Source organism: Ruminococcus sp. 210702-SL.1.03 (assembly GCF_020559915.1).
In the GTDB taxonomy this organism is placed as follows: Bacteria; Bacillota; Clostridia; order Oscillospirales; family Ruminococcaceae; genus YE71.
This window is the reverse complement of the sequence record NZ_JAJCLZ010000018.1, coordinates 1-25,981: the sequence shown is the minus strand read 5'-3', so window position 1 is coordinate 25,981 and position 25,981 is coordinate 1. Positions and strand designations below refer to the sequence as shown.

General features: G+C 34.8%; 16 protein-coding genes. 2 read left to right on the top strand and 14 right to left on the bottom strand.

The features are described from left to right. Window positions 1–72: 72 nt before the first annotated feature. From LI114_RS09780 to LI114_RS09715, 14 genes are all read right to left on the bottom strand, one after another. Window positions 73–732, bottom strand: coding sequence for a hypothetical protein (locus tag LI114_RS09780; RefSeq protein ID WP_227220514.1), 660 nt, complete (start codon window positions 730–732; stop codon window positions 73–75). After that, window positions 732–3,914, bottom strand: a complete 3,183-nt coding sequence (locus LI114_RS09775) for a hypothetical protein (RefSeq protein ID WP_227220513.1) — start codon at window positions 3,912–3,914, stop codon at window positions 732–734. The genes LI114_RS09780 and LI114_RS09775 overlap by 1 nt, the downstream gene beginning before the upstream one ends. Next, a complete protein-coding gene (locus LI114_RS09770) occupies window positions 3,914–4,732 on the bottom strand; it encodes a hypothetical protein (protein ID WP_227220512.1) in 819 nt (272 codons plus the stop codon). Before LI114_RS09770 ends, LI114_RS09775 begins: the two co-directional genes overlap by 1 nt. Beyond that, window positions 4,732–7,185 (bottom strand): DEAD/DEAH box helicase, encoded by a 2,454-nt coding sequence (locus tag LI114_RS09765; RefSeq protein WP_227220511.1) that lies wholly within the window; start codon window positions 7,183–7,185, stop codon window positions 4,732–4,734. The genes LI114_RS09770 and LI114_RS09765 overlap by 1 nt, the downstream gene beginning before the upstream one ends. Then, window positions 7,182–10,472, bottom strand: a complete 3,291-nt coding sequence (locus LI114_RS09760; protein ID WP_227220510.1) for an SNF2-related protein — start codon at window positions 10,470–10,472, stop codon at window positions 7,182–7,184. Before LI114_RS09760 ends, LI114_RS09765 begins: the two co-directional genes overlap by 4 nt. Window positions 10,473–10,490: 18 nt before the next feature. Beyond that, window positions 10,491–13,082: a hypothetical protein gene (locus LI114_RS09755; protein ID WP_227220509.1), complete on the bottom strand. Its 2,592-nt coding sequence runs from the start codon at window positions 13,080–13,082 to the stop codon at window positions 10,491–10,493. Between the two features lie 4 nt (window positions 13,083–13,086). Then, the gene (locus LI114_RS09750; RefSeq protein ID WP_227220508.1) at window positions 13,087–16,212 is read right to left on the bottom strand and encodes a UvrD-helicase domain-containing protein; all 3,126 of its coding nucleotides are present in this window, start codon (window positions 16,210–16,212) and stop codon (window positions 13,087–13,089) included. Between the two features lie 40 nt (window positions 16,213–16,252). Beyond that, entirely contained in the window at window positions 16,253–16,597 is a 345-nt protein-coding gene (locus LI114_RS09745) for a restriction endonuclease (RefSeq protein WP_227220525.1), read from the bottom strand. 12 nt (window positions 16,598–16,609) lie between these two features. Next, window positions 16,610–17,065, bottom strand: coding sequence for a hypothetical protein (locus tag LI114_RS09740; RefSeq protein WP_227220507.1), 456 nt, complete (start codon window positions 17,063–17,065; stop codon window positions 16,610–16,612). 12 nt (window positions 17,066–17,077) lie between these two features. After that, window positions 17,078–18,271, bottom strand: a complete 1,194-nt coding sequence (locus tag LI114_RS09735) for a cysteine desulfurase family protein (RefSeq protein ID WP_117903515.1) — start codon at window positions 18,269–18,271, stop codon at window positions 17,078–17,080. Continuing rightward, a complete protein-coding gene (locus LI114_RS09730; RefSeq protein ID WP_117903517.1) occupies window positions 18,268–18,648 on the bottom strand; it encodes a DndE family protein in 381 nt (126 codons plus the stop codon). Before LI114_RS09730 ends, LI114_RS09735 begins: the two co-directional genes overlap by 4 nt. A gap of 13 nt (window positions 18,649–18,661) precedes the next feature. Further along, entirely contained in the window at window positions 18,662–20,797 is a 2,136-nt protein-coding gene (dndD, locus tag LI114_RS09725) for a DNA sulfur modification protein DndD (protein WP_227220506.1), read from the bottom strand. Then, window positions 20,769–22,169: a DNA phosphorothioation system sulfurtransferase DndC gene (gene dndC / locus LI114_RS09720; RefSeq protein WP_227220505.1), complete on the bottom strand. Its 1,401-nt coding sequence runs from the start codon at window positions 22,167–22,169 to the stop codon at window positions 20,769–20,771. Before dndC ends, dndD begins: the two co-directional genes overlap by 29 nt. A gap of 349 nt (window positions 22,170–22,518) precedes the next feature. Next, window positions 22,519–23,979 carry a hypothetical protein gene (locus LI114_RS09715; protein ID WP_227220504.1) on the bottom strand — a complete coding sequence of 487 codons (1,461 nt, stop codon included), beginning with the start codon at window positions 23,977–23,979 and terminating at the stop codon, window positions 22,519–22,521. Window positions 23,980–24,189: 210 nt separating this feature from the next. Between LI114_RS09715 and LI114_RS09710 the strand changes: the two genes are divergently transcribed. Next, window positions 24,190–25,038: a hypothetical protein gene (locus tag LI114_RS09710; RefSeq protein WP_227220503.1), complete on the top strand. Its 849-nt coding sequence runs from the start codon at window positions 24,190–24,192 to the stop codon at window positions 25,036–25,038. 78 nt (window positions 25,039–25,116) lie between these two features. After that, entirely contained in the window at window positions 25,117–25,941 is an 825-nt protein-coding gene (locus tag LI114_RS09705; RefSeq protein ID WP_227220502.1) for a hypothetical protein, read from the top strand. The last annotated feature ends 40 nt before the right edge of the window (window positions 25,942–25,981 follow it).

The following is a 25,981-nucleotide window of genomic DNA, read 5'->3' as shown; positions in this document are numbered from 1 at the left end:
TTACAGTATATTTTATAATTTACATATATAGGTATAAGATGGCTTTGCATTTCGGATGTTTAGTGTCCTTTATTATAGCGTGTTTTTAATGCTCAAACTTACTTTATCTGCAATATTCTCAGCACGGATCCATTCCAAAATTGAAGGTGTAATGTCGGTAAGAGTAGCCCTCTTATCACGAACTTTAATGAGAAAAGTCATTATTTCATTATCAAACTTCATCTCTTCCAGAAGCATATCAGCTTTTTGTCGTGCTACATCGTATGAATTAATACATTCCTGTGTCAATGGCCATTTTTCACATTTATTAATAGCAGCAATACAACCTCTTACAACATTAGGTTCTGGATGAACAAGGACAATGATGTTAAGACTATTTATTAACTCGCTGATATTTGCTTTATAGAAAGTTTCCCATTCTTTTGAAATTGAAGCTATAAATGTTTCTGATTTCTGCTTAAAAATCCCAGGGCTTACAGCTTTTAAATTGTCAAATGTTTTCTTTGAATAACTCATGAGATACTGCAAATAAGTAGCAGTATTTGATTGCAAGGAAAAATTAAATTTTTTCCTCGCAAGAACATAGGATGTAAGAGACGGGGTGAGTTTTGTTAAGCTGTCGAAAAAAGTAGAATTTCTTTTGGCAGCATTGGCGTTATCATTCTCTTTCTGCCTATTATCAACAACATCTTCAATTAGAGCGATGGTTGACTGAATTTTTTCATGTAGCACTACTCCACCCCCTTTAATGACTTTAATAAAATTTCAAAATCTTTTTTCTGTTGTTCAAAACGAGGATCAACATTATCGTTCCAGTTGCCTTTACGTGTCAAATTCTCCTTTTCACTGTGCAGCTGACCATAAGCGGTATCAATATCATTGTTTACTTTTTGCAGTGTTTTAAGAAAAGGTAAAACAACGCCTATTGGGTTTGATGAGAAGGAATATAACACAGAAATATCTTCATCTTCAGAATAATCCTTTTGAAGTATTCTCATGGCCTGTACGATTTTTGGCGCCGATTTTTTTAGCTCTTCTAAATTGACATTATTACTGCTGATATTGACCCCCGCAATAAAACATTGTTGATAAAAGCTTTGAATATCATTGATGAGATCACGAATATCACTTGAGTCCATCTCATCCTCCATGTCAATGTTTTCAAAAAAGCCAAGTATATTTGCTGCAGTTTCATGTGCAAGATTGGTTTCTTCTACTACTACTTTTTTTACTTTAGTAATTACTTTTTGTGCCAGCTCAAAAATTTCTTTCTTATCCTTGATATTAACATCATTTTCATCTAGGATATATTTTGATTTGCGAATTTCTTTCAATGCAGCTTGATAAAGCGAATAATTTAGCACATAGCTATCTGTGTTGATCGACATACCCTGAATAAGGTTAAAGTATCTGACAGAAGCTGTATATGCGTCGGTCGTTTTAGGGTCATTATATATAAATTGATGCAAGTCGTACCACGCACGAGAGTGCCCTATTGAAAATTCAGCCGATTTATTTTTTAAACTATCCGCACGAAGAAATGTTTCATCTCCTAGATGATTAAGTTTTGTATCACCTATTTTTCCGTTGATTATTAACTTGTACACTTTTTCAATCATAGCTGCCTTGATGTATGCAGGAATGGCAGAACCTTTATCTACATCCTTTATAACATTTACAAACCGATCTTTGTTTCGTTGCAACCATGAGGTAGCAAGGTAGATTGCTGAAGCTGAATCGGGAAAATTCCACGATTTATTTCCTAGATAGAGCCACTTACCAAAGCAGAGAAGAAGTTGATATGTCTCGTCTGTATCACGGAGTATCACAATACATCTATTAATGCCTTGATCTTGCCTTTCAAACCCTATTAGTCTGTTGCCTACAGAATCTTTAAATCTGTTTTTTGAATCAAGCGGAACTCCTTCCTGCTGCCAATTGATTGCATCATAAACAAAATTGCTAATTTGCTCACGAACATTTACAAAGCCCATAAGGTTGGCACCATCATAATGCCAAGCAAACACTTCTTCTTTGAATGAATCATATTTTTTTTGATTTTTCGGATCAATTTTAAGGATCTCTTTCAATGTGGGATTTGAAGATTGAGCCTGAACTTCCGCTTCAACAGCAGCTTCATCATTTATACTATCCGTGTCATTTGTTTTGGTTAGAGGGTCGTTAGCAGTAACTAAAGTATCTACGTAGTCCGGTATATTCTTGACATTTGTCGTGCTTGTGAGCTTGCTTACAAAATCACTAAAATCGAGTTCGAAAAATATCTTTGTATTTATTCCAGCAATGCGACCATTACTCGTAACATCAAGTGTTTTATCTGTCCAAAAACTTATAAAAGTAACCAAGCGTTTTCTGTAATCAGATTTCTGTTCCTGAGGTATTTTTATAGATTGAACTATATTTCCTATTCTGTTTTCAATAGATTCAGGAAGTGAAGAACGCCAACCTAAGCAAAATTTAGGAAATGTCGATATATTATATAATACCTCGTTTACAGCAGGCTCTATAATATCCCTTAGAATATATCTCGGCGTTTTATGGTTTGACATAGCATCGTATAGATTTATAATCGCATTTTTAGTGAAAGGGAAAAGAGATATTTGCCTTCCCGATGCCAGTTTAAATTTATCCCAATAGTCATGATCATCGTCTTCATAAACCGGCATTTCTTCTGAGTAAGCACCATTTTTTACCCATTCATCAAGAACTTCGCTATCGAGAGATATAGCATTAAGATACTTGGCTACAAATTGAACAAGGTCGCTTTTGTTTTCCCCGATAACGCCGTCATGTATTGTTATTTGCTTTGTGATACGGTCACGGTAGTTATCTCTGAATTGATTATAGTACTGGGTTGTGGTACCTACAACAGAGATCAGTCTACATAAGTTGTCCACCTCATTTGAACCTGTATGACCAGTTACAAGAGCGTTAAGTAGAGCCTGATTAACACCTGTAAATGAAGTAATATCTTCTATTAGCAGTATTAAATTTTTTCCCTTTCTCTTTAATTCCTGTCTAATTTCTTTGAATATCTGCTGAAAATCGCCTGGTTCAATGCCGGCACTTGTCTGAATTACAGTTTCAACAAAAGAATTCATATATTCTGTTATTTTCACTATAAAATCATCATCGCCGCCTTCTAAAAGGTTGTCGGCAAAGTCCTGCGCTTTTTTGTCAGCATCATCTAATTGGTTGGTAAAATCAATATCAAGTGTTAAGTCCTCTTTGGTAAACTGAGCGATCAAATCAAGATCAATACTAGATGATGAACTTGTTATCTTGTTGTAGAGCCTGTCTATTGGACCGCCTGCAGCCATTAGCCTTTCTTGAAATAAAGAGTTATTAAGTAAAGCAACAAGTTTTTTTCTTTTCATGCTGCTCAACATCTCGCTGGTATCATTCTCAATTTCGACTATGAACTGATGGTATATGGTTGACTTAAACTTATTTTCAGTAATAGCTTTATTTGCTTTTACAAGACGTTCGTAGGCTTCTTTGTTTGATATTTCTTTAACTTCCTTAATATCAAGAAGCTGTCTGATAGTTCCTTTAAGTGTGTTATCACTTCTTCGTATCAAAAGAACTACATCATCTTTTTCTTCTTTGGCAGAAAGCATAGCATATAACCAACGTATAAAATGTGATTTACCAGCACCACTTGAGCCTTCAACTATAACAAATTGATGTTCATTTTTCGTTAGTTCATTATTAAAGATGTCCCTGTATATATATTCTTCAGATCTATAAGTTTCCTCGAACTGATTCCCCGATTTTGTACCAACTACTATTTTGCGAAAAGGCACATGGGTTGCAAGAAAATCACTGTCCGTACTATCAATAGAATCTATTCTTAACACCTGATTGATTCTCTTTTTGGCAATAGCCGTATTCATTACTTCACCACCTTTTTAATAATGATATGTGTAACTTCAGAAGTGAACTCATGTTCATCATTTGGAAACAGATGCCATGTTTTTTCACTATCAAGATGTCTTTCAAGTTCAATTTCTTTATTATCATGCATTAGTCTAAGAGCATTTGACATGGCAAGATTCAACGTTTGTTTTATTCTGGCACCTTTTAATGCAACAGACGAACTGTGGTGAAGACTGTTGAGGAAATCCTCAACAGAATATTCCTTGTCTTTTTCAATATTACCGAGGAGCATGAAATCTTTCAATGCTATGTACATATTTGGAAGAAAGATTTTAGCTTGTTCCTGAAAAAATCCAAAGCCAAGAAAGTTGATCCAAAATCTAACACCAAGGATTACATCTTTCTCAAGTTTAAGAGAAGGTATTCCTGTTTCGGCATTTATAAGTCTTATAACTTCAGTAGAAGTAGTGACTGAACCATAACTTAACCATTTGTCGTCTGCCCCCAAAAAGCAAGAGATTACTTTATAAAAATCAGAAGAGCTATCGTTAAAAACCATCGAGTTACAAAATAGACGAAATGAAGTTAATGATTTTATAGTATCTTTATTACCAGTGAAAATGATTTTATTTTCGCCATTATAATCTATAAGTTTCAGCTCCTTGGCTGTGTCTAATACAGGTCTGAAGTAAGAGGTCTTAGCAGTGTTCAATTCTGATGGGATTAGAATATTATTGAGCTCTTTTTCATCTATTGGACCTTTATCAGCAACGATCTGACTTATCGAAAGGACACGTTCTGGAATAGGCTCTGTCTTTATAGGACTAAAAAACATTATGTCAGCTCCCTCTTAATAATATAGTCATACTTACAAGCTCCATTTACCAGTTCGGATATGTTCTTGTTCCGCCTAGTAATATAAAAATCGGAGTTTACTATGTACACACGGTTGTATTCCTTGTCATGAGATATATTCAGTACTCTCTCAGCAAGTTCTTGATCATCGCCAATATAAAAAACGATGTTTCCTGAAAGATAGTAGTAACTGTTCATTCGACTAAGTTCAAAGAATTCACTATACCCCATGTAGTATTGTGTGGGTTTTATAATTTTACAGCTTAATAACCTAACTGCTAATTCAGACTCATCAGGTATGATTATGATATCAGCATCGATCAGTAAATTTTGTATTATTTCATAAGAATCTTCTTCACAAATTATAAGCATTTCTTTAGTGCCAGTCATAACATCACATAGTTTTCCTTCTGGAATTGATACAGGATAGAAAATGGGCTTTTTTAATGGAAAATGATTTCCTCGTTCTGATCTTATATTGTTATGATTATTGCATCCAGCACAGTATTCCTCGGTAAGAAGATAGATGTCATTGAACATTGATGACCAGCAGCTTTTTCCTACTCTTCGTAATTTAGATGTCAATTCGTTTATTTCAATATAGATACTTTTACTTTCATCATCACGTATACTATTAAAGATCTTAATGGTTTGCTCACAATCAAATCTTATTCGTTTGTCAATTAGCTTTATATTGAAAATATACCTGTCGTCGCTATATTTCACGTCTGTTATTTCGATCATTCTAGCTCTTCTAAGCAATAGAATAACATAAACATTCCATGTGATATCGGCATTATTTACGTCAACATAGAAAGAATCTGTATCACTGTAATTAGGTTTAACAGATGTATCTATCACAATAGAATCCAATCGAATATTAGTTTTGCGGTTGTTAAGCATACTAAACCAACGTCCACATAATTTCTCAACGGTAAGAACTTTTTGTGTCATTGACATAGTTGCTTTTATATCGTCATCGGTATAGAGCATAACGCTTAGACATGGAAGACCATCACGTCCACCACGTCCGCATTCCTGATAATACTGGTCTGCGCTTGATGGAATATAAGAATGAATAACTGTTCTTACATCTTTTTTGTCTACACCTACACCAAATGCGCAGGTGGCTATCATCAGGTCAAATTTATCACTTATCCATTCGTTTATAATACGTTCGCGATCAATTGATTTTGTTTTTCCAGTAAAAATCCTAGTATTGTCAAATCCAACTTTGGCTAATTCATGTTGTATTTTTTCAGCATCATCAGGAGAATTAACATATATTATCATAGGACGTGGAAGCTTACAAACAAGCTCTTTGATCCTATCGTGCTTTTCAGTATATGAGTTGCACTTTATAATGTCAAAACGCGGTTCTTTTCTCAGTGCATCAAGCCGTATCTCTATCCAGCGCTCATCATCTCCATAGAACATTTTTAGATTGTCAACAACTTTTTTACTGAAAGTAGCTGAAAGCAGATAAGTTCTAAGAGAAGGGTTATCTTTTACCAGAAGTCTTTTGAAAGAATCAAGACACTGAAAATCTACGCGGAATGAAGCCCCCCATTCAATGATTATATGTGCTTCGTCTATAACAAGGTTTTTTAAATAGCCTTTTGAATTTGCTTTGAGAATGCTGTCCTGTATCCTAATGTTCTTAATCAAAGCTTCTGGTGAAATAAAGAGCATTCTGACAAGATTTTCATCAAGTGCGGAGATCAATTCATCGACATTACATCCACTGTGATAGTACATTATCTCTTCCTTATTATCAGGTTTAATTATACTTGAAGCGTTTCTTTGCTGGTCAAGCATAAGTGAAATCGTAGGGACAATGATAATTGTCAGACTGTTGTCATACTGATAGGAAACAGTCTGCGTAATAAGGCTTTTTCCTCCGCCAGTGGACATGGCGACCATAGCAGTATAGCCAGCAGGAACGCGAAGTGCTCCCATGACAGCAAGTTGTTGTTCTATGGATTTGAAAGTCCTAAATTTTTGTTTAGTAAGTTTGTAGATATATGGATTAACCGCCTTGATTGCTGTATCATCCGCAACTTTTTGTACTTGCTGATTGTCAAAAGTAGTTCTTACAAAGGTTTCATTAACATAGTTAGGAAGCTCAAAATTAGCATAGATGCTATCGTTTGAGTAATTTACCTTCAAACCAAAACGATTTGGTGTCAACAAATTATAGCCTTTTATTGTTACGCTTGTTTTGAGAAAAAGCAGAAAATTTCTTAAAGAACATTCAAACTCTATCTGCTTTTCAAAAGTTTGGTTAGACATAAAGCGCTGATAAGCGTTTATCATACGATCAGCCACAGCAGTATTGACATTGTCGCCATTTAGCAGGTCTGTGCTATTAACTCTCATATCCGGATTATCAAAAAAATCCTGAACCTTATGAATTATATCATGATCTGTCATCGATTAATCATCCTTATGTAACATGTTGAATCGAGCACGATTCTCGGTTTAGTAAATGATTTAAGTATTAGCTCATTTACTCTCATTTTCTCTGTAAGGTCAATATCTCTATGGAAATATTCTGCTGAGACACATATTGAGCTGTATTCTCTATTAAGCGTATCACTTAGAAGATCTATTCGTCTGAGTTTATGAAACTCTTGAATAGCCTGTTTTTTTGCAACATCATGACAAGCTGTTACTTTGCTTACCCATTCTCCGACAGAATGAGTTCTTTTAAACCACAGTAGATTTGAACTTGCAAATTTTCTACTTATATCAAGAAAATCATTTGAAGGCGTGCGCTTGCCAAAGTTTGCAACATAATTTTTCAGTTGTGATACTGGTATGTTGAAATATTTTTCAAATTCTCTTATAACACTGCGGTCTGTTTCTACACACATTCTATCCATAGATATATATGTGCTGATTATTTTCGAAGAAAGAAAACCACGGTATTGATTGATCTGTTTTAATGAAATACCATTCTGTAGTAAAAGTAGTTCATCAGGAGTAATATACCAATTAAACGCAAACCCTTCCCAGTTAATTTCGCTGCGAATAGCAACAGCAGCACACCTTCCTTTATATGCAGATACGGCATTGTTCACTATACTGTCAAAAATCCCATCACCAGGTGCAAAGAAATGAAGGTAATCATTCTCTAAAGCCAAATTACGTTCAAACGTTCCCTGAATAGAGTAGCTATCATTCTGTATAGCTTTATCACCATTAAGCACTCTTATGTGGTTTTGCATCTGATTTAGTTTATCATTTATAATTGCATCCATATCAGGAGGAACAAACAGTGTGTTGTATGCTGATTTAGGTGAGAAAGATGATGCATTAAATCTCACTACATCATCCACAACTTTATTTCCGTGAAATCCAGCAAGATGTGACCATGACATCATAGAATTGCGGAACAGCTCTCTCTCATTTTCATTATAGCGCTTTACAGTTTTCTCAATTTCGCTATTTATGTGTTGATATGCGTATGCTGTTATGTCAAAATGCCGTTCTTCTTTTACACGCTTTTCTATCTTTTTGATTTCATCGATCATGTCATCAACAATAGAAGCTAAACCATATTTGAAATCACTCATAACGGCGTTTCTTATCTGTTCATCAATATCATTCATTATGATTTCAAGACCACTTTGTGATTTATTGAACATATTAAGACCCTTGTTCCATATATCAGCAAGATCCTTTTCTACAGAGTCATTTGCATAAACTATTACAGAAACTACATCTTTAGTTTTGTCTCTTCCTATTCTGTCAAGACGTCCTATACGTTGTTCAAGTGTATTAGCGCTCCATGGAAGGTCTATACAAATAAGCTCATCTGCTTTTTGGAAGTTTCTGCCTTCACCACCGCTTTCATCAGAAAGCATTATACGGTAACCAGGTTCATTTTGGAAACGGTAAGTATTAAGTTCCAGTTCATCAGGTGACATCCCTTCACAGAAAAAAGCACAATGTTCTTCACCAAATACTTTGGTCAACAATCTACGAAACAGCTTATGCGTTCCGGTAAAATGTGTGAATACAAGTACCTTTTTATCGTAAGCTTCCTGTTCTAGATAATCACAGATGGTAACCATTCTTGACATAAAATCCACAGGGTCATCCAGAATACTTCTTATTTTTTCAATTGTTTTTATGTCTTCTGATATCCATTTATCAGTCAATCTTCTGATTTCAACAGGAACAGAAGGGATCCTTTTCAGCTCATCAGAAAATGCCTCTGATGAACTAAAAAATGCACTGATAAGAGGCAGTATCATTGTATCAAACTCTTTTTTGTTGAAGTTATTACTAGATATCCATTCAGAAAGTAATGAATAAACCCTAAATTCTGTATTATTGAAGTCAGAATCCATTTCATAGGATATCTCTTTAAGAACTCTGTTGTTTGTGTCTTCTGGTTTCTTTCTGTTGCGTATTACACATTTTTCAATTTGGTATGCCTCACAGATATACGCAACCATCCTTTCGAGATTTATCAAGGAAAAATTATCTGCTTCATAATTGAGTTTTTCAATATCTTCTTCGATCATTTTATCTTTTGTTTTTCCAGCTATATCCTCAAGTGTATCAACAAGTTCGTCAAATGCTTCGCGAGTATCTTCATTATGTTCATTATCAGAATCCCTTATAACTTCTTTATAATCTTCAAGATACTCTATCGCAGAATGTACTTTGCGGACTATTTTATTTTGTAATTCAAGTAAGCCAGTAAATTCTTCTTCTCCCATATCAGAATATCTTTCAGGCTGGATCAGCGAAAGAAGTTTGTGATATTCTTCGCTACGACTTTGAACAGGTGTAGCACTGAGCATTATTACATTATTGGCAGTACGACTAAGTTTTAGCATCGTTTCATAGCGGCAATCATTGCCCAGAACAGAGTGTACTTCATCAATAATAATAAAATCATATTTGTCATTTGTCATCGTTATCTGACTCATCGGAGTTATTTTTATATTGTTTCCGCTTAGATTGTCACCATTGAACAGCCTAAACTTAAAAGCAAGCTCTGTCTTCCACTGTTCAACCAATGCGTCAGGAACACATACAAGTACTTTTTTATTTTTCTTATCTGATAAATACACCTTTAAAACAGAAGCGGCCTCTATCGTCTTACCAAGACCCACCTCATCAGCTATCATATATCTGCAACTGGGTTCGGAAAGGCAACACATAACTGTTTTAAGCTGGTATGGCTTTAAAAATATCTTACAACCAGCAAGTTCCTTAAATCCGTAGAAAGCATTATCGATAGTATGAATAGCGTTATTGACTGCACTTCTGCCAAAATACCACATAGGATTTTGAAACTCAAAGCGCTTTAATTGTGACAGTGGTGATACATCATTTGAATTAAATGTGGCCTTAATATCTTTTTCACAAATCTTCAATACTGTGCTAGTGTCAGAAGTCAGATAATAGTAGATAAAGTTATTACTCTTATCAATATTGTGCTGGATAATATGATGCATATTTCCGTTGTATTCAGCAAGAGAACCATTTCTAAGTATGCAATGATTAAGCTTTGATAAAGGAAATTCCAGTGTTTTGGGAACATCATAATATTTTCTAAGATTTAAAAGATCAAAAAATTCCACTTTGGCTACCTCGGAAAAATCGTTGATCTCAACTATTCTACCTGAAATGAAATCTCTTGGTTCATTGGGATGTTCAACATCAATCGAACATCTGACATACATTCCTATTTTCAGCATATCATCACCACCTAAAGCTTAATTTTGTGCTATTCGCAAACAAATGTCCTTACTCGAACAATATTTGCAATGTACACCTCGATTATCTTTGTATCTTTCTTCGTCGTTATTTATAATAACCTCAAGATCAATACCCATTGCATTCCTTATAAAATCGTCTAATTTTACTACCAAAAAGTCATCCCTGAATCTATGGATGTCAGATGGTTTGTTAAAACTGTTATGCTTTCTGAGATATCCTACAAGATACTTATACAATTCTGAGATTATTTGGGATTTTTCATATTCATTTGAAATCTTAAACTTATCATCAAGAATTTGGTATTCTTCAATAATAATGTTTTTAAGTTCATTTTCGTTTAATCTCTTTCCAACGTAGTTAGTGAGAATAGCATTTTGCAATAAGACTCTCATATAGAATACTACAAGAAATCTTTCTCTGAAAATAGTTTTACCTTGCACAACACTTTCAAGAGCAAATCTATATGGACACATACTATATTTGATTTTATCAACGCCTTCATTATCCTTTGGATAATGCTCTCCTGTCGGATTACTATACTTCAAATGCGGAATATAGCTATCAACAGTATCACTATGATATTTTCTCACTTTAATTCCTAGCATCTTTATTAGGTGATATAATTCGTTATTTTTATGATCAACAGTCTTGACATAACTAAGTTTACAACCGATGCGGTTAAATTCTAATCCGTAAAGTAAAGTATAACGTTTGAAATTCTTAAATTCCATTTTAGACTTAAGGAATATTTGATAGTTTTTTTCTAATGGCTCATAAGAATATTCAAAAAAGTTAATATCGAGAGGCCAAGGAAGCCGTTCGTCATTAGCTGCACATATATCGCTGTCACTAAGACAACAAAAATGATAACAAGTTTTCTCTGCTTTTTGTTTGCTACTTCTAAGAATATCACCATCTATCTGCTCAAAATCTCTTACAATCCAGTTTGCCCCATGCATTAGATTATCATCTTGACTAAGATAAAACGACATTGTTTGTTTCAGACATGTAAATGTGCCTGTATCAGGTAGATCTATTTTATTCATACGATCAAGAAGTTTGCAAATAACCTCTTTCATCTCCTTATCAAGAGACTCCAGATCTTGCGTTCGTTTAACAATAAAATCATGAATACGCCTGTAGAAACGGTTGAAGTTATCACCACCACTACTAAAATCAGAGAAGAAACTGATAACTATTTCATTTAGTTCTTGAAGTGCTGTCCTAAGTATGTCAAGCTTCTCTTTGCTGGTATTAAGATATCCTATACGCTGGAGTTTCTTATCAGACGGATTTACATACTTTCGAAGCCTTTTAAGAGAACTTATAATGCCAACAAGTGTTGTTTCTTTTTCAATATACGGTTCTATAGTATTGAATGTATTGAGAAGTTCCCCAGGAACATTTTCTTTGATGATTCCCGATTCAAAACAATCCTTGATAAGAGACATATCCTCAACTTTGACACTCTCATTTTCATTGTCCCACATTTCTACAACTGCAACGAAAAAGTGACCAATAGGATAATCAAGGAAATGGCGTTCGCCAAATTGTTCAGGGAAATATGCTCTAAGTATGTCATTAACCTTGCCAGACGCCGAATACAATTGTTCTGACATATCATATAGAACTGGATTATGAGAGCCATTATGTTTATTTACTTTACGTGCGTTTTCAAAAAGTTTAGCACAGTAACCAGCAAACTCCGTAGTATTCTCAAATTCGATAACCTCAATATTATTAAGGATTTCTGGCCTAACTTCAAGCTTACCATTTGAAAGTGTTCCAATATTGTCAGCAAGTGTGTTACAAGGATAGCTATCAATCAGTAGAGAAACTGGTTTAAACTCAGGTTCATCACTGTATTTTATTCCTTCTTCAAATAGAGAATAGATGTTAGTCCATGTCTGATAGATTGATTCATACTGTTTCTGATAATTAAAAAGCAATACTACATTTTTGAAGTGTGAAATATCCTCAATGGCACACAGCATTGCAGGTGTAAACTGATGTATGCCGTGGATAACAACAGTATGTCTATCAAGTTTATCATACGGAAAATTCTTATGTTTGGTTTTGAGTGCTTCCAGTATCTTTTCATCTATGATTTCTGATAAGAAAGGTCTTTTAAATTCAAAGGAAGTTTTTTCTCTGCTAGAAATATACTTATATATTTCTATAAGATATTTTTGATCTGTGTTCAGACGTGATGTATCAAAGCTATTTGCATCAAGTCCCAGTTCTTTGAAAAGACGTATGCATTTAACCAGCGATTTGGTATTGTATTCAAGGGATCGCCTGGAATTACCGTTCACATCTTCGTCAAGAGGGAGAGCATTAATGGCATTATCAACTTCCATTATCTGTTTCACTCGTATGTTTTCATCTTCCCAGTCGGAGTAAAGCGTGTTGATCAATATACGGATAGTTGTTAGATAACCGCCTTCCTTAAGTGACGGATAAATATCTTCAAAACCATTTACCATAGTCTGTGAAACACAAAAATGAGCGCAATCCTTTATCTCATTCCAGTATGATTCACGTCTGATCTCATAAGGATTAGAGTATGTATATATTTTCAAACCCATATTCTTACACCTCTCCGCTCATTTCCTCAAGCATTTTGCCCCAATTGTTTCCCTTGGCATCGATATTATTGAACCAAATGAAATTGTCAATAGCTCTTGTCATTGCGACATAGAGTATTCTTGATTCTTCCATCATCATTTCTCTTATTTCCGTTTTTGATTCATAAAAACTATTAGAGTATTGCTTACCATTAGTAAAAATGCTGTATCCTATTTCACCATTAATGTATGATACCTCAAGTCCATTTATATGAAGTTTGTCGATTTCAGCATCTGTAGCAGGCATAATAACTGTGCCATATTCAAGACCTTTTGATTTATGGACAGTAAGACAGGTAACTCTTATATCATCAGTAGTAATGTCGATCTCTCTCGATTTTGCTTCTGTTCCTGTCATTATGTTGATGTGAAGAGACTCATTAATTGAATCAAGGGTAAGATAACTCTTCTTATTCATCTTGGACAATTCCTCAAAGATAAGTTCATAGTTTGTACGATAGTATTCCTGCATATACTCATCTGATGGAGCATAAGCTCTCCAAGGTTTCGTAGCTTCATATATCAGCCTGAGTGTTTTCAGTACCGGCTCTTTTTGGATATCACGAACAAGATCTTTCCATGTCTTACCCATAGCAGAATAATAAAATTTATCAAGGCAATCTATAAAGATATCTGTTTTCTCATCAGCAGTTTTACCGATTATAGAACGAATATCAAAAATAATATTCACATTCCTTGAGTGAATAAGATCAAAAAGATACGTAGGGTTATATGGATTGCAGAGTGCCGATGTCAGTCGACACAAATCCGTACTCGGTGCAAGTCTATAAAGTTCACTGTTGTTGTCACTCTCTATAACAACTTCTCTTCTTTTAGCCTCTTTCAAAATTTCATTGATCTGATAGTTGCTTCTTGTTAGAATAGCTATGGTTCGTTCATTTTTCGAAAGTTCTCTTGTTCCCATTTCTATTTCAATTCTCTGCCGTTGTTGTTCAATAACGTTGAATAGCATATCATAGTATTTTGTTGAATTATTTTTGTCAGAATTGTTATATGAAATCGGAACAACAAGTAGATCTTCGCTAATGTTATTAGATTTGATACCTCTTAGAACATCAGTAGCTAGATCATATTTAAGCAGATCCATCCTGCTCATGTAGGAAAAAGTTTTAGCGAAACTGTCTAAGAGTCTTTTGTCACTTCTGTAATTAAGATTTAAAGTGAACGAAAGCCACCTCTCTTTATTGCATCCCATTTTTTCAAAAGCAGTCATAGTCGCACCACGAAAACGGTAAATGCTCTGTTTAAGATCACCTACAATGAAAAAATTGAATCCAAGTTTTTTTTGCATAGCAACAAATGATGCTATCTGTGCATCATCCGTATCTTGAAATTCATCTATAAACACATATTTGAATTCATAAAGATTGGTGTTAAATGCTTTATTATCTATGCACTTGTTGAGATGGATCATATATTCAGACAATGCCACTGCATTGTTGTCTATAAGAAACTTTGAGTACTCTTTTTCAGTCTCTACAACTACTTTTTCAATTATTCTATTTAGGTACGGCATGTTATCTGGGGCATCTCCCCATGAAGTCATATCGAGAGTCTTTATGTCACAACCTTTTTCATAAAGCTTATTAGAAATATCAAGCATCAGCTTACGAAAATCCTCTATATTAACCGGAAGAACATTAAAGAATATAGGATTGTGTTTGTTTTCTCCTTCCAAATAAGCCGTAAAAAGTCGATCGAATATTTTTTGTTTGTCATACTTTCCGATAACAGTAGCGAACTCTGTGCCAATGCCCAGTGTTATAGCAGTATTCGAAATAATTTCCTTAGCAAAGCTATGAATAGTAGAAATACGCATTTTCTCAATACTTGTCACCATTTCAAGGTACTGCGTATTATTGGTAAGTATAAAATAATTTACAAAAAGTTGTTTAAGCCTTGATTTCATATTGATGGCTGCATCATCAGTAAAAGTAAGCATTGCTATTTCAGCTGCAGGGTCAAATACACCGGAATTAGAAGCATGACTACAAAGAAAAGCTACTCTTGAAACCATAGAATAAGTTTTTCCTGTTCCGGCACCGGCTTTGACCTGAATATCTCGCCCAATTTCTGCATGTTCAATATGAAATTGATCAATGTTAAAGTTTGTAACAGCCACAATAGTCAAAAGAATATTTTCTTGCTCTTCCGAAAGTTTGCCATTATATGCTTGGAAAGAACTTGCAGCTATATCCTGGCTTATAAAGAAAGCTTCAAAATTAAATAAAGAAAGTCTATTGTTTTCAATCGTGAGAATGGTTTCTGTGTTGCCAGATGTGCTTATAGCAAGATTGCATTCTTTTAATATTATATGATTTTTGGTCAGAGCTTCTGATAATTGTTTTGCTATAACTTCAAGATCAGAAACACCTTGTGTGAATATTATCTGCTTGGTTCCTTTAAAATATGAAGTTATAATGTCATTTATATTGGTAAGAGTTAGCCCTTTAGAGAATACCGACAGACAAGAGTAAGGAATAATATTTTGAGAAGAAGGAGTCACAACATATGTAGGTTCAAAATGATGCCTTGCAGTATCATAGTTGTCACCAATCATTTTGTCAAAATTCAGCTGTTGCGAATCCTGATAAACACCAAGTATTTTACGCGAAAAGTTGTAGCTGTTTTCAATGTCTTCTTTGAAAAGAGTGTATTCCGGTTCTGAAACGACACTTAACCCAATTTTATTATAGTCGATTTCAGAGAGGAAAGGGTAACAGATCATATTCATGACCAGTGGATTTATACCATACTTTTCATTCATTATGTTTTTGAGTTTAAAAGCATACGATCTTGCCTGTTTCTTTGGAGAATCTTCTATGCTTCCATTAGACATAATTATTTCGTCAGGAGAAACGACTTCACTGATATGGCTTTTGTCCCACCCTTTAACTTCTATTATCATGAATCCAACATCTTTTATAAGTAGGCAGAAATCGAATTCTCTGCCTTTTACTTCTCTGTTATAGTAGCAGAGAATATCTTCTGGTAGATTATCCTTTATGCACTGCCAGACTTTCTTTTCTCCCTCATAGTTGTCCGGCTGCTTGTCTTTCATTAAAGCCATAATAAAACCCCATTACATATAATTCTTATAATGTATAAACTTATTCAAAGTAATCTTCATTAAGCTTGTATACCGTATACGTTTTAATTTTTTCAAGACCTATACCATACGTGATCATAAGATCGGCTAACAGATCACCATTGATAAGTTTTAGACTTTTTTGTTGTTGATTTTCTGCATAAGTTATCGCTTCTTTTGTAAATGTTGATGTAGTGATGAATACTCCTTTCTGAACATCCTGCATAGCACCAACAAAAGATTGTAGTATCTGCCTGCCAATCGTATTCTTTGGATCATATCTCTTAGCTTGAATATATATTTTACTCAAGCCTAATCTATCTTCAAATATTACGCCGTCGATACCACCATCGTGTGATTTTCCAATTACTTTTCCCGCTTAATCATTTACGCCATATCCCATTTCAAGCAATAGATGTACAACAAGGCTTTCAAAAAAACTTGGGTGGCATGCAAGAATGCGGTCTTTTATCTGGGTTTTCAAGCCATTCTTATAAAAAAGATATGTTTGATCAATCTTTTCCTCTGGTAAAAGATTTTCTTCGGAATATATAATTTTCTTTGGATTGTTTTCGCTATTCGGTTCGTTAGGATCAATTGCCGCATATAGGTCGTGCTTTCCTTTTTTACCTGTAATCTTGAAATACTTAACAGGAGAGGCGCTTGGAAAATTCAAGCCTTCACAATGACAACGTATTTCCGAATTTACAACATTTACAGGATTTTTAGCTCCAAAATTGTATAATCCTTTTTCGATTATTTTTTCATAGGCTTCTTTGGATGTAAGACTTCCGTTTTCTTTTAGAACAATAACAACTGCATCAATAATCCTCAATCCGATCACATCCTATATATTCTTTATTAAAACTGAAATAAACTGGTCAATATCTTTTTTCATTGTGAACTTATTTAGAGATATTCTAAGTATCTTACCAGTCTGATCTTTAAGTCCTAAAGCGTTTATAACATGAGATGGCTCTCCAAGACTGCAGGCAGACCCTGTTGATATTGCGACTTCGTTACTAATACGCTTAATGAATCTTTCGTTATTAAAGTCTTTTTTCATAATTAAAATGCTGATGATTCCTTTTGCTCTGAACTCATCAGGAATAAAAATTTTGATATTATCACAACTCTTTAGTTTAGCGATAAGGTAATTATCCAGCTCACATGTATGATTGTAGTTTTTCTCCATATCACGCATAGCTATTTCAGCCGCTTTACCAAATCCTACAATATTGTGCACTGCAAGTGTGCCAGCACGTATTCCGCTCTCTTGCTCACCACCATGAAGAAGTGCTGTTATTGGAGGAAGTCCGTATTTATCAGATTTGATATATGCACAACCTATTCCTTTGGGACCGTAGAATTTATGTGCAGACACGGACATGAAATCAACATCAAGATCTTTTACATTGACAGGAAATTTCCCCGCTGCCTGTGTAACATCAGCATGAAACAATACATTGTGACTATGCGCTACTTTGGCTAAATCAGCTATATTATTAATAGTACCGGTTTCGTTATTTACATAAATGAATGAAGCAATGGCTGTTCTGTCAGTAATAGCATCTTCAAACTTTTCTGTTGATATAATCCCATATTTATCGACTTCAACAAATGTAGCATTATAGCCCCTGTCAACTTTGTTGTTAGCAGCAAACAATGACATAGTAGCATCGTTGTTGGAATAAATTTCACCATTTAGATATTTACATACGTTTAAGGTAGCTTTATGTTCGGCGTTTGATGTTATAACATGATTTTTGCCTCCGCAATAATATTTGCTGTAGTCAAGAACTCCCTTAATAATCATATTCGTGCTTTCAGTGGATCCAGCAGTAAAGATTATCTCTTCGCTTTTTGCGCCTAATAAAGTTGCAACCTTAGAACGTGCTTCCTCAACTGCCTGCTTAGCGTTATTTGCCTTGCAGTAATACTTACTAGATGGATTTCCATATTCTTCTTTAAGATACGGAAGCATAGCATCCAGCACTTCTTCATCAATTGGAGATGTGGCTGCGCTATCCAGATATATCATACAGTATCACCAACCCCCAGAACATGAAGAATATACTTATCAACACTACCTGCATGATTGTACATATCAAGAAGCAGCTTACTTCCGCGATCAATATGAGCTTTCACATATTTAGGAAAGAATTCATCTTCACCAAGAAATCTTCCCTCAATAAGCTCAAACATGGCTTTAAAGTACTCTTCGTTATCCCCTGTAATGGTCTGTCTGTTTAAATCCAATCCGTTTGAATCGGATTTAAAATCTTTTACGGATGTCTTTTCTGCGACAGACCATGCAATAGCATGTTTTACTAGTGTATATGGTTTGAAATTGGTACGTCTTTCAAGTTCCTCAAATATCTCCTGAGTCTGCTTTGACGTTTTCAATCTAAATATCATTTTCTACTCACCTTTAAAAGAAATAACCCTCAGTTACCGTTGTTTTGTTTTCGCTCTGATCGTTTTTAAGTAAATATTCTTTAGATATGTAAGGTTTTATTATATTATAATAATCCTTAGTAATCTCTTCATCAGTAGAAAGTATAATAACCTGACTACTGATATTTGGGAAGAACTTTGATGAAATCTCCTCACGGTGATTAGCATCGATACGAGCATAAGGGGTATCGATGATGAACGGAATATGCTTTCCCGAAATCTGAATAATTGCCCAATAAAGAGCAAGAATGAAAATTTGTCTTTCTCCTTTTGAAAGTGTATTTAAGTCGACTCTTCTATAGAGCTCTATCTCTTCATCATTATTATCACAGGAGAGAATAGCATCTTTAAGACCTTCTGCTTCATTAACAGAGAAGTGTCTACAAAGCTTTCTTACACTTTCACTACCAATAATAGCCAAGAAGTCCTTGGCACCAACATTGGCTATAAGTGATCTTAGCTCATCCATAGTAAATTGCTGCGTTTGAAACAAATCAAACTTGAAATTTTCTGAGATCTCAATTATAGAAATAAGATTATCTTTACGATAGATTTGCTGAAGATTCTCTATTATCTTTTTAGAAAGTTGTTTGCGTATACTGATCATACTGTCGCTAATCAAGCGCTCCATCATCTGTGAAATACTTGTACTAAGATCCAATACATGTCTTTTCTGGACGTTGTCGCGTATCTTTTCGCGCAACGAGTTAAGTTCAGAATTAAGCACCTGTAACTTTGATTCAAGTTCTATCTTTTCGTTTTTCTTTTGTAAAGATTCAAGCTCCAAACGCTCTATGCCCTGTTTAGAACGTTCTATCTCATCTGTATATTTTTTTGCATCTTCCTCAGACAAGGCGTTTTTTAATCTTTTCCTGATAGACCTAACTCTCTTGACCATTTTATCTTTATCATTTATCTTTTTTGTAATCTCTTTTGAATCAAATGATGTAATTGCATCAGCAAGATTCAATACCTGTCCCATTTCAGCCTTTGAAAAATCAAATATCATCTCATCAAAGGCTCCATTAGCCACTTCGAATTTTTTCACTATAGCTTCATAAAGAGCTTCAGAAATATCGTTGTCTTTTTTTGTTTTATCAGCAACGATATTGCTGATGAACTCTTTGGAAAGCATATTGATGATATACTCGTGAATTGAAGCCTTCTCCTCATACTTGATCTGTTGTTTTAACTGAGGAATCATGTCTTTCATAATGAAAAACGGCATCAAATCTTCAAAAAACGACTTTATTTCCTGCGCAATGACCTCTCGTTCTTTATCATATTTAAGTACATTTTTTTCAAGTATTTTGACTTCTTCTGGTGGTAGTCCTCCAGAACGAACGAACTCCGTTTCACGCTGCTCAATAATGGTCCGAAGAGTACCCATCTTCTGCATATTATCATTAAATATGGATTCGCACACAGTTATCGCTTTTTCAGTTTCAGCAATCTTATCAACTAAGTTTTGATACTGATCATTAAGATCCATTTCCTCTTTGCTTTCTATTCTACCGTTATAATTTCTGCAGAAATGTTGCAGTATTTCAAAATCATCAATGCCGCACATTGTTAGCAAAGCATTTTTTACATACTTGTTATATCCATCAGAAGCAAATATAGTACCGACTTCTTCACCATCAAAAAGGAAAAACTCGAACAAATCAATTGGAATGATATTTAAAATATAGCTTTCGAATAGTATTCTATCAGTATATTCAAGAGGTTTGTTTCCTTCATAAACACTATAAGATTCTTCTATTTTAGAGTCAATAATATGCCAATTGCGATTAATTGTATAATATTTTATTTCTCTCTCTTTTTTCACCTTTACTTCTATAGAAATTCCTGATGTAAATGGTTGCGTTTGAAATGCTTTATCGTTTATAAATCCTCTGATTTTCTTACTATAAAAAGTATTATTACCAGTATAACCAAAAGCTAAAGGACCATAAAGCGCAATTTTAATAGCTGTGAAGATAGATGTTTTTCCTGCACCGTTAAGACCACCTATCAGTATTATAGGCTGTTCTTTTTTTACGGTGAAGTCAAATACAGTTCTGCCCTCATAGGAGCTAAAATTAATAAGCACCAGTTTCGTTATCTGCATTTTCTATCTCCTTCAGTATATCAAAATGAAGCCACTGCTGATTCAAAAGTTTTTCAAGATCCTTACGCATTATTTTCGGATTTGAGTAGTTTTTGTTTTGGTGGACTGATAATAAAAGATTCTTTACAAGTTCATTCGGGACATTATATTCTTTGCACATATTTTCAATACGGTCAACAATATCTGACTTTATAAGTGCTTCTTTATAACTATCCCAAGGAAGTCTTTTACCTGTAAGATCGTAGTATAGATCTACTAATACTCTGCGTGAAAGATCCAGCTCACGATCCCATATTTCATCTATTGCTCTAAGTTCGTCGAGAGTAATTAGCTCATAATTGATAGCTTTCTGCGTTTCAATAAGTTTCGTAAGGATAAGTTTTCTCGCTTCCCAGGTAAATGGACCGTACCCTTTATTTCCATGCTTATCCGCATAAACGGTGCCATCCCTATGCTTTTTTTCTCGATATTTATCAACATCTCTTATACTCATGAGCCATGTTCTAAACTCTGCTAACGGAATCAACTCGCGGTGTCCTGCTTTAATAAACCCATTGAGTGATTTGTCCTCTTTAACAACGGTGCAACACCAACAGCCAAATCTTGACTGACCACAACTCTGTGTTTGTCCTGAATTCGACATTCCTGCAAACGGACATTCGCCGCTATCAGCATCAGAATACAAGGCAACAAGTTCACTATTATCTGATCCCCACGGGGTTCTGCCACTATTGTGTTCAAGAAGAACAGTCCATACATCCTCAGTAGTCAGTTCAACTATCGGATTATAGACATATGCATTTGGAATAGTTTCATGTCTGTTAAGCATACGTGTTGTAAGTTCACGACCCTCAATACGTCGTTTTCTAGCAATACTTTCAGCTTTACGTACACCTAGAAGAACTATGACTTCCTTGTCTTCCTCAGCCATGATTGCTTTTATCTTATCAGCACTTGGTTTAATCTTAAGTCTGTCAGTACACCATCTAAATGTACCATTCATTCTTGGTGTAGGAAAGCCTTTACCAATAATATTCGTCCAGAATGTATTGTTGAATTCTGGAGTCACCATGCATGACTTAATAGGGAGCCTGTCTTTTGCAGCAGCTTCTCCGAGAAGGTTATTCATTTTGTTAAGATATATCTTAATCAAAGGATTTTCAATAAGTGTATCAGAGGATATTATGTAAACATTCTTGTGCCTATACTGTGGAGCAAGTGACTTAAGCATTTCATAGACCAGTTCTACCACAGTAGTGGAATCTTTTCCTCCACTATATCCAATAATCCACGGTCGGTCATCTGACCGATAAACATATTTAATCTCATTTAATAGTTCCTCATAAGAAACTATATCAAAATAGCTACTCATTATATCTAATCAACCATTTCTACAAAATTGGGTACAAATATACTATTTTATTATACACTATTTCCCGCTTTTTGTCAATGAGCATTAAATCAATTAAATGTTTTATCAATTTTAACACTGATTATGCTAAACAAGTATTCTTCAAGATGTCTTCACCAAGCAAAACCAATTTTCGGCGGAAATACTTACGAAAAAAACCACAATGGTAACGGTTGAACCCTTATCATTGTGGTTTTTAAACTTATTTTTTCATAGTAAAATTACAGTATATTTTATAATTTACATATATAGTATGTTAACTGCTTGCAATAAGATGTCCTTCACTTATGGTAAGATCAAGCAGAAGATTCTATTTATTGGAGGCGGGCGATTTAGAGTTCTTATTATGATCCCGTTTGTTACCGCAATTTGTTCTCTTAGAATCTCCCAACGATATAAGAAAAAATGTATCACATTTTTCGCATCGTTTATAAGTTTTATCTGCTTTGTAACAAAACGCCAGCGAGTAATATAAAGCTTCAAGAAGAGTGTTGAATTTGATTTTTAAACAATGAGTGTCAAGCGGGTCAAATTGTACAGTCACATTTTGGATATTGTAATTTATCTCTGTCTTGACAACATCTGTCGCTATCTTTATCAAAGCATCTCTCATATCTTCATTAATATTATCATAATTCGTTTTTTCTTCATCTTGGTGCTTTATTCCTTTCACGGAACAGCCTTCTATCAGTCCGACGCCTAGTGAATACGCCTGTATAAAAGAAGCTATTCTGAGATCTTTACGAGTTCTTATGAGATGTTTATTTTTATTTCTGTCATTATTAAAAATCAATGTGTTCTGGCAGAATAGCCAATTTTGGTTTGTCGGATCTTCGATCACGGTCTTTCCTGTAGAATTTCTGAGCATTTCATTAAATTCGTTTACAACTTTATTGCCATCAATTTTTTTATTCTTGAAGCCTGAATCTGTATCATCTTTAGTATCCTCAGAGTTTGAATTATCGTTAACTTTTTTTCCGAATGCCATATTCATATTATCCATCCATTGCTTAAAATCGGCATTTTCAGTATTTAGATCAAAAAACATATCATCGTCGCTATACACTTCTTTTAAACTCCAACTTCCATATTCTTCGGATGGAATATAAGCATTGATCAATAGGCGATAATAGTTATCTTCATAAGATCTATATGTAAAGTTTTTCATTTGTATCTCTATTGTGGGACACGTTAACAGCATTAACGTAAGGCCAAGAACTTTTTCAAATGTACTGCCCTTTGAACCTATGTGTTTTCCCTTTTGACCATCTGTTAACGCTGATTTTTTCAGTATGGATAATTCTGTGATCAGTTCGGCGACAGTCTTAAGTCGTTTTATGATCGAAACAACATCCTCATATTTTACATCTTCGCTGTCATATACAGGAAAAAGAAATCCATATCTGTTTATCAATCCGAATAAACTGTTTTTGTCTTCTTCTTTATATTCTAATTCTGCATTCAGAAATTTTTCAAGAATACTTTTGCTAGCAGCATGCTCTTTGGCACATACCAGACCATAGTCAGAAATTGTTCCTTTCTTATTAGGATACACAAATTGAAAATGTTTCTCTTCAGGTATCATATTCGATGATCCATCGTTGCCGGATTTTGGGTCTAAAAGCATCATTTGTGTTCTGTTATTTGTTAGCAGACTTGAAAGCTCAATATAGTCGTTTTTAGACGCTTTGCATTGCGGATAATCAAACGCTGCCTCTTCCAAAAACTTCAAATCAAAATTAAGTATTTTTTCACATTCTTTTTTTATCATAGCATTTCCCTTCATAATATTGATTTTTATTTTCAGATTATATATATTTCTGATTTTTTACTGTCTTTAAATTTAATATTAGCACGATTTTCTTACGGAATATTATATAAAAAATACGGATAGTGTAAATATTGAAAAAAAGACAATGGTTGCGCGATCCTTTCTGCTGTGATATAATACAGTAAACTTAAATTCGAAAGGATCTTACTTATGATAATAAGAAATTACCCCAAAGGCTACTCAGCAGGTCCGGACGGTATCTACTATCACGGCGAGCATTTTTCAAACGCTCTTATAGAAATAACTGATTACTACGAAGTAAAGTCATTGACGGCAGATGTCCCAGGTTACTGCTATGTAGAGGTCGCATTTAAGGTCGGCGAAAAAATCTACACGGCGGTAATTCCGTGCAGCGGTCTTGAAAAAGCTATGCGATTTATCCCTCGTAATGAGGTCAAATTTAATAAAAGAGAAAGCACCTGCAACGATTTTTTGTCGGGAACTATTAAAGGAGCTATTCTTAATGTGGAACACCGAATCAGATATTCTCTCGACCAGGGCTATAATTGCTTTCCCGCAGAGAAAGATTCCGATGCGCATTACGTTTTTCTGCTTGGCAACTGCATTATTGGCGATACGGAACGTATAGGCGTTGATATAGCACCGCAGAACGAAGCCCTCGCAAAATTTAAACGCCCGCTGTCAACGCAAAATGCTGAATTTATGCCGTGGGTATCGGATTTTCTTGATTCAGATAATATACCCGGCGTATTGCTTATGGCGGCACTTACGCCATTCATAATGCCACTTATAGACGAATCGCAAAGAAGCAGATTTGAGTTCAACACTTACGTTTACGGCGATTCGGGTTCGGGAAAATCTGCGATAACCAAACTGCTTGTAGATTATTTCGAGGGCAGTCCAAATATTATAAATCTGCACAGCAATAAAAGCGAGATCGACAAGATATTCGAGTACAAGCATTGTTGCGTGGCAATTGACGACCTCTGCGGCACTGATTCCAACAGAGAAAGAGAGAATAACGAACAGAAACTTTAGGAAAATCTCAAACGTGTTCAAACTCCGGGGCAGATAGTCCGTGACGGCAAAAGGATCAAAAATGAAAGTATGCTTTTTGTGACGGGTGAATATCTGCTTAAAAGTTCAAGCACGCTAAATCGCTGTCTTGTAGTAAATCTTAAAGATCCGATACCGCCGAAGGAGATCAACAAGCTTTGTCGTAATAAAGATCAGTATCTTGAAATGGTGCGGTGCTCTATCGAGTGGGTCTGCAAAAATTATGACAGACTTAGCGAAGATCTTAACAGCAAGCTTAGCGATGTGAAGAATCACAAAAACAAGGCTGTGAGGTATTCGGGCTTTAACCGAAACTATGCTATAAAGTCCTTACTGTTTTGCACCTGCGATATATTTTGTGAGTTTATCAGAAGCGTTTCGAACGATGATATGACAATGATCACAAGGCGCCGTTCTATCGAAAACTCTATCGAAGTGCAGATAGATGACACATTGCGTTACCTTGAAAACCGCAGCAGCGAATATGCCTCCTCTCGAAACATAGTCGAGGAAGTAGCCACCGCTATTTTAAATTCGAAAAACGTCTATGACGATATTAAAGATTTTCGTAACGCAATATGTTTTGACGAAGGTCCTCGTTATTACGATGATCAGCTTGAGGGAAGCTTTATCATCAGCGGCAAGGAATTAAGAAATGTTTTTTCGTCAAGGCTTTCTGCGAAGTCCATAGGTGAAGCCCTTGCTGACGAGAACGTGCTTATGCTGTCAAAAGACGGAAGCAGAACATACCCTATCAGAAAGCAGGGCAAGTCGAAAGACAAATGGACGAAAAAGTTTTATCACATAAACGCCGATTCGCTCAAAGAGTATGCCCCTTGTTCCGATGAAACGGAAGATAAAAAGCCTAAAAATGATATAGTATAATAAAACTTGACACTCCAACCTCAAAGAAGTAAAATAGAAA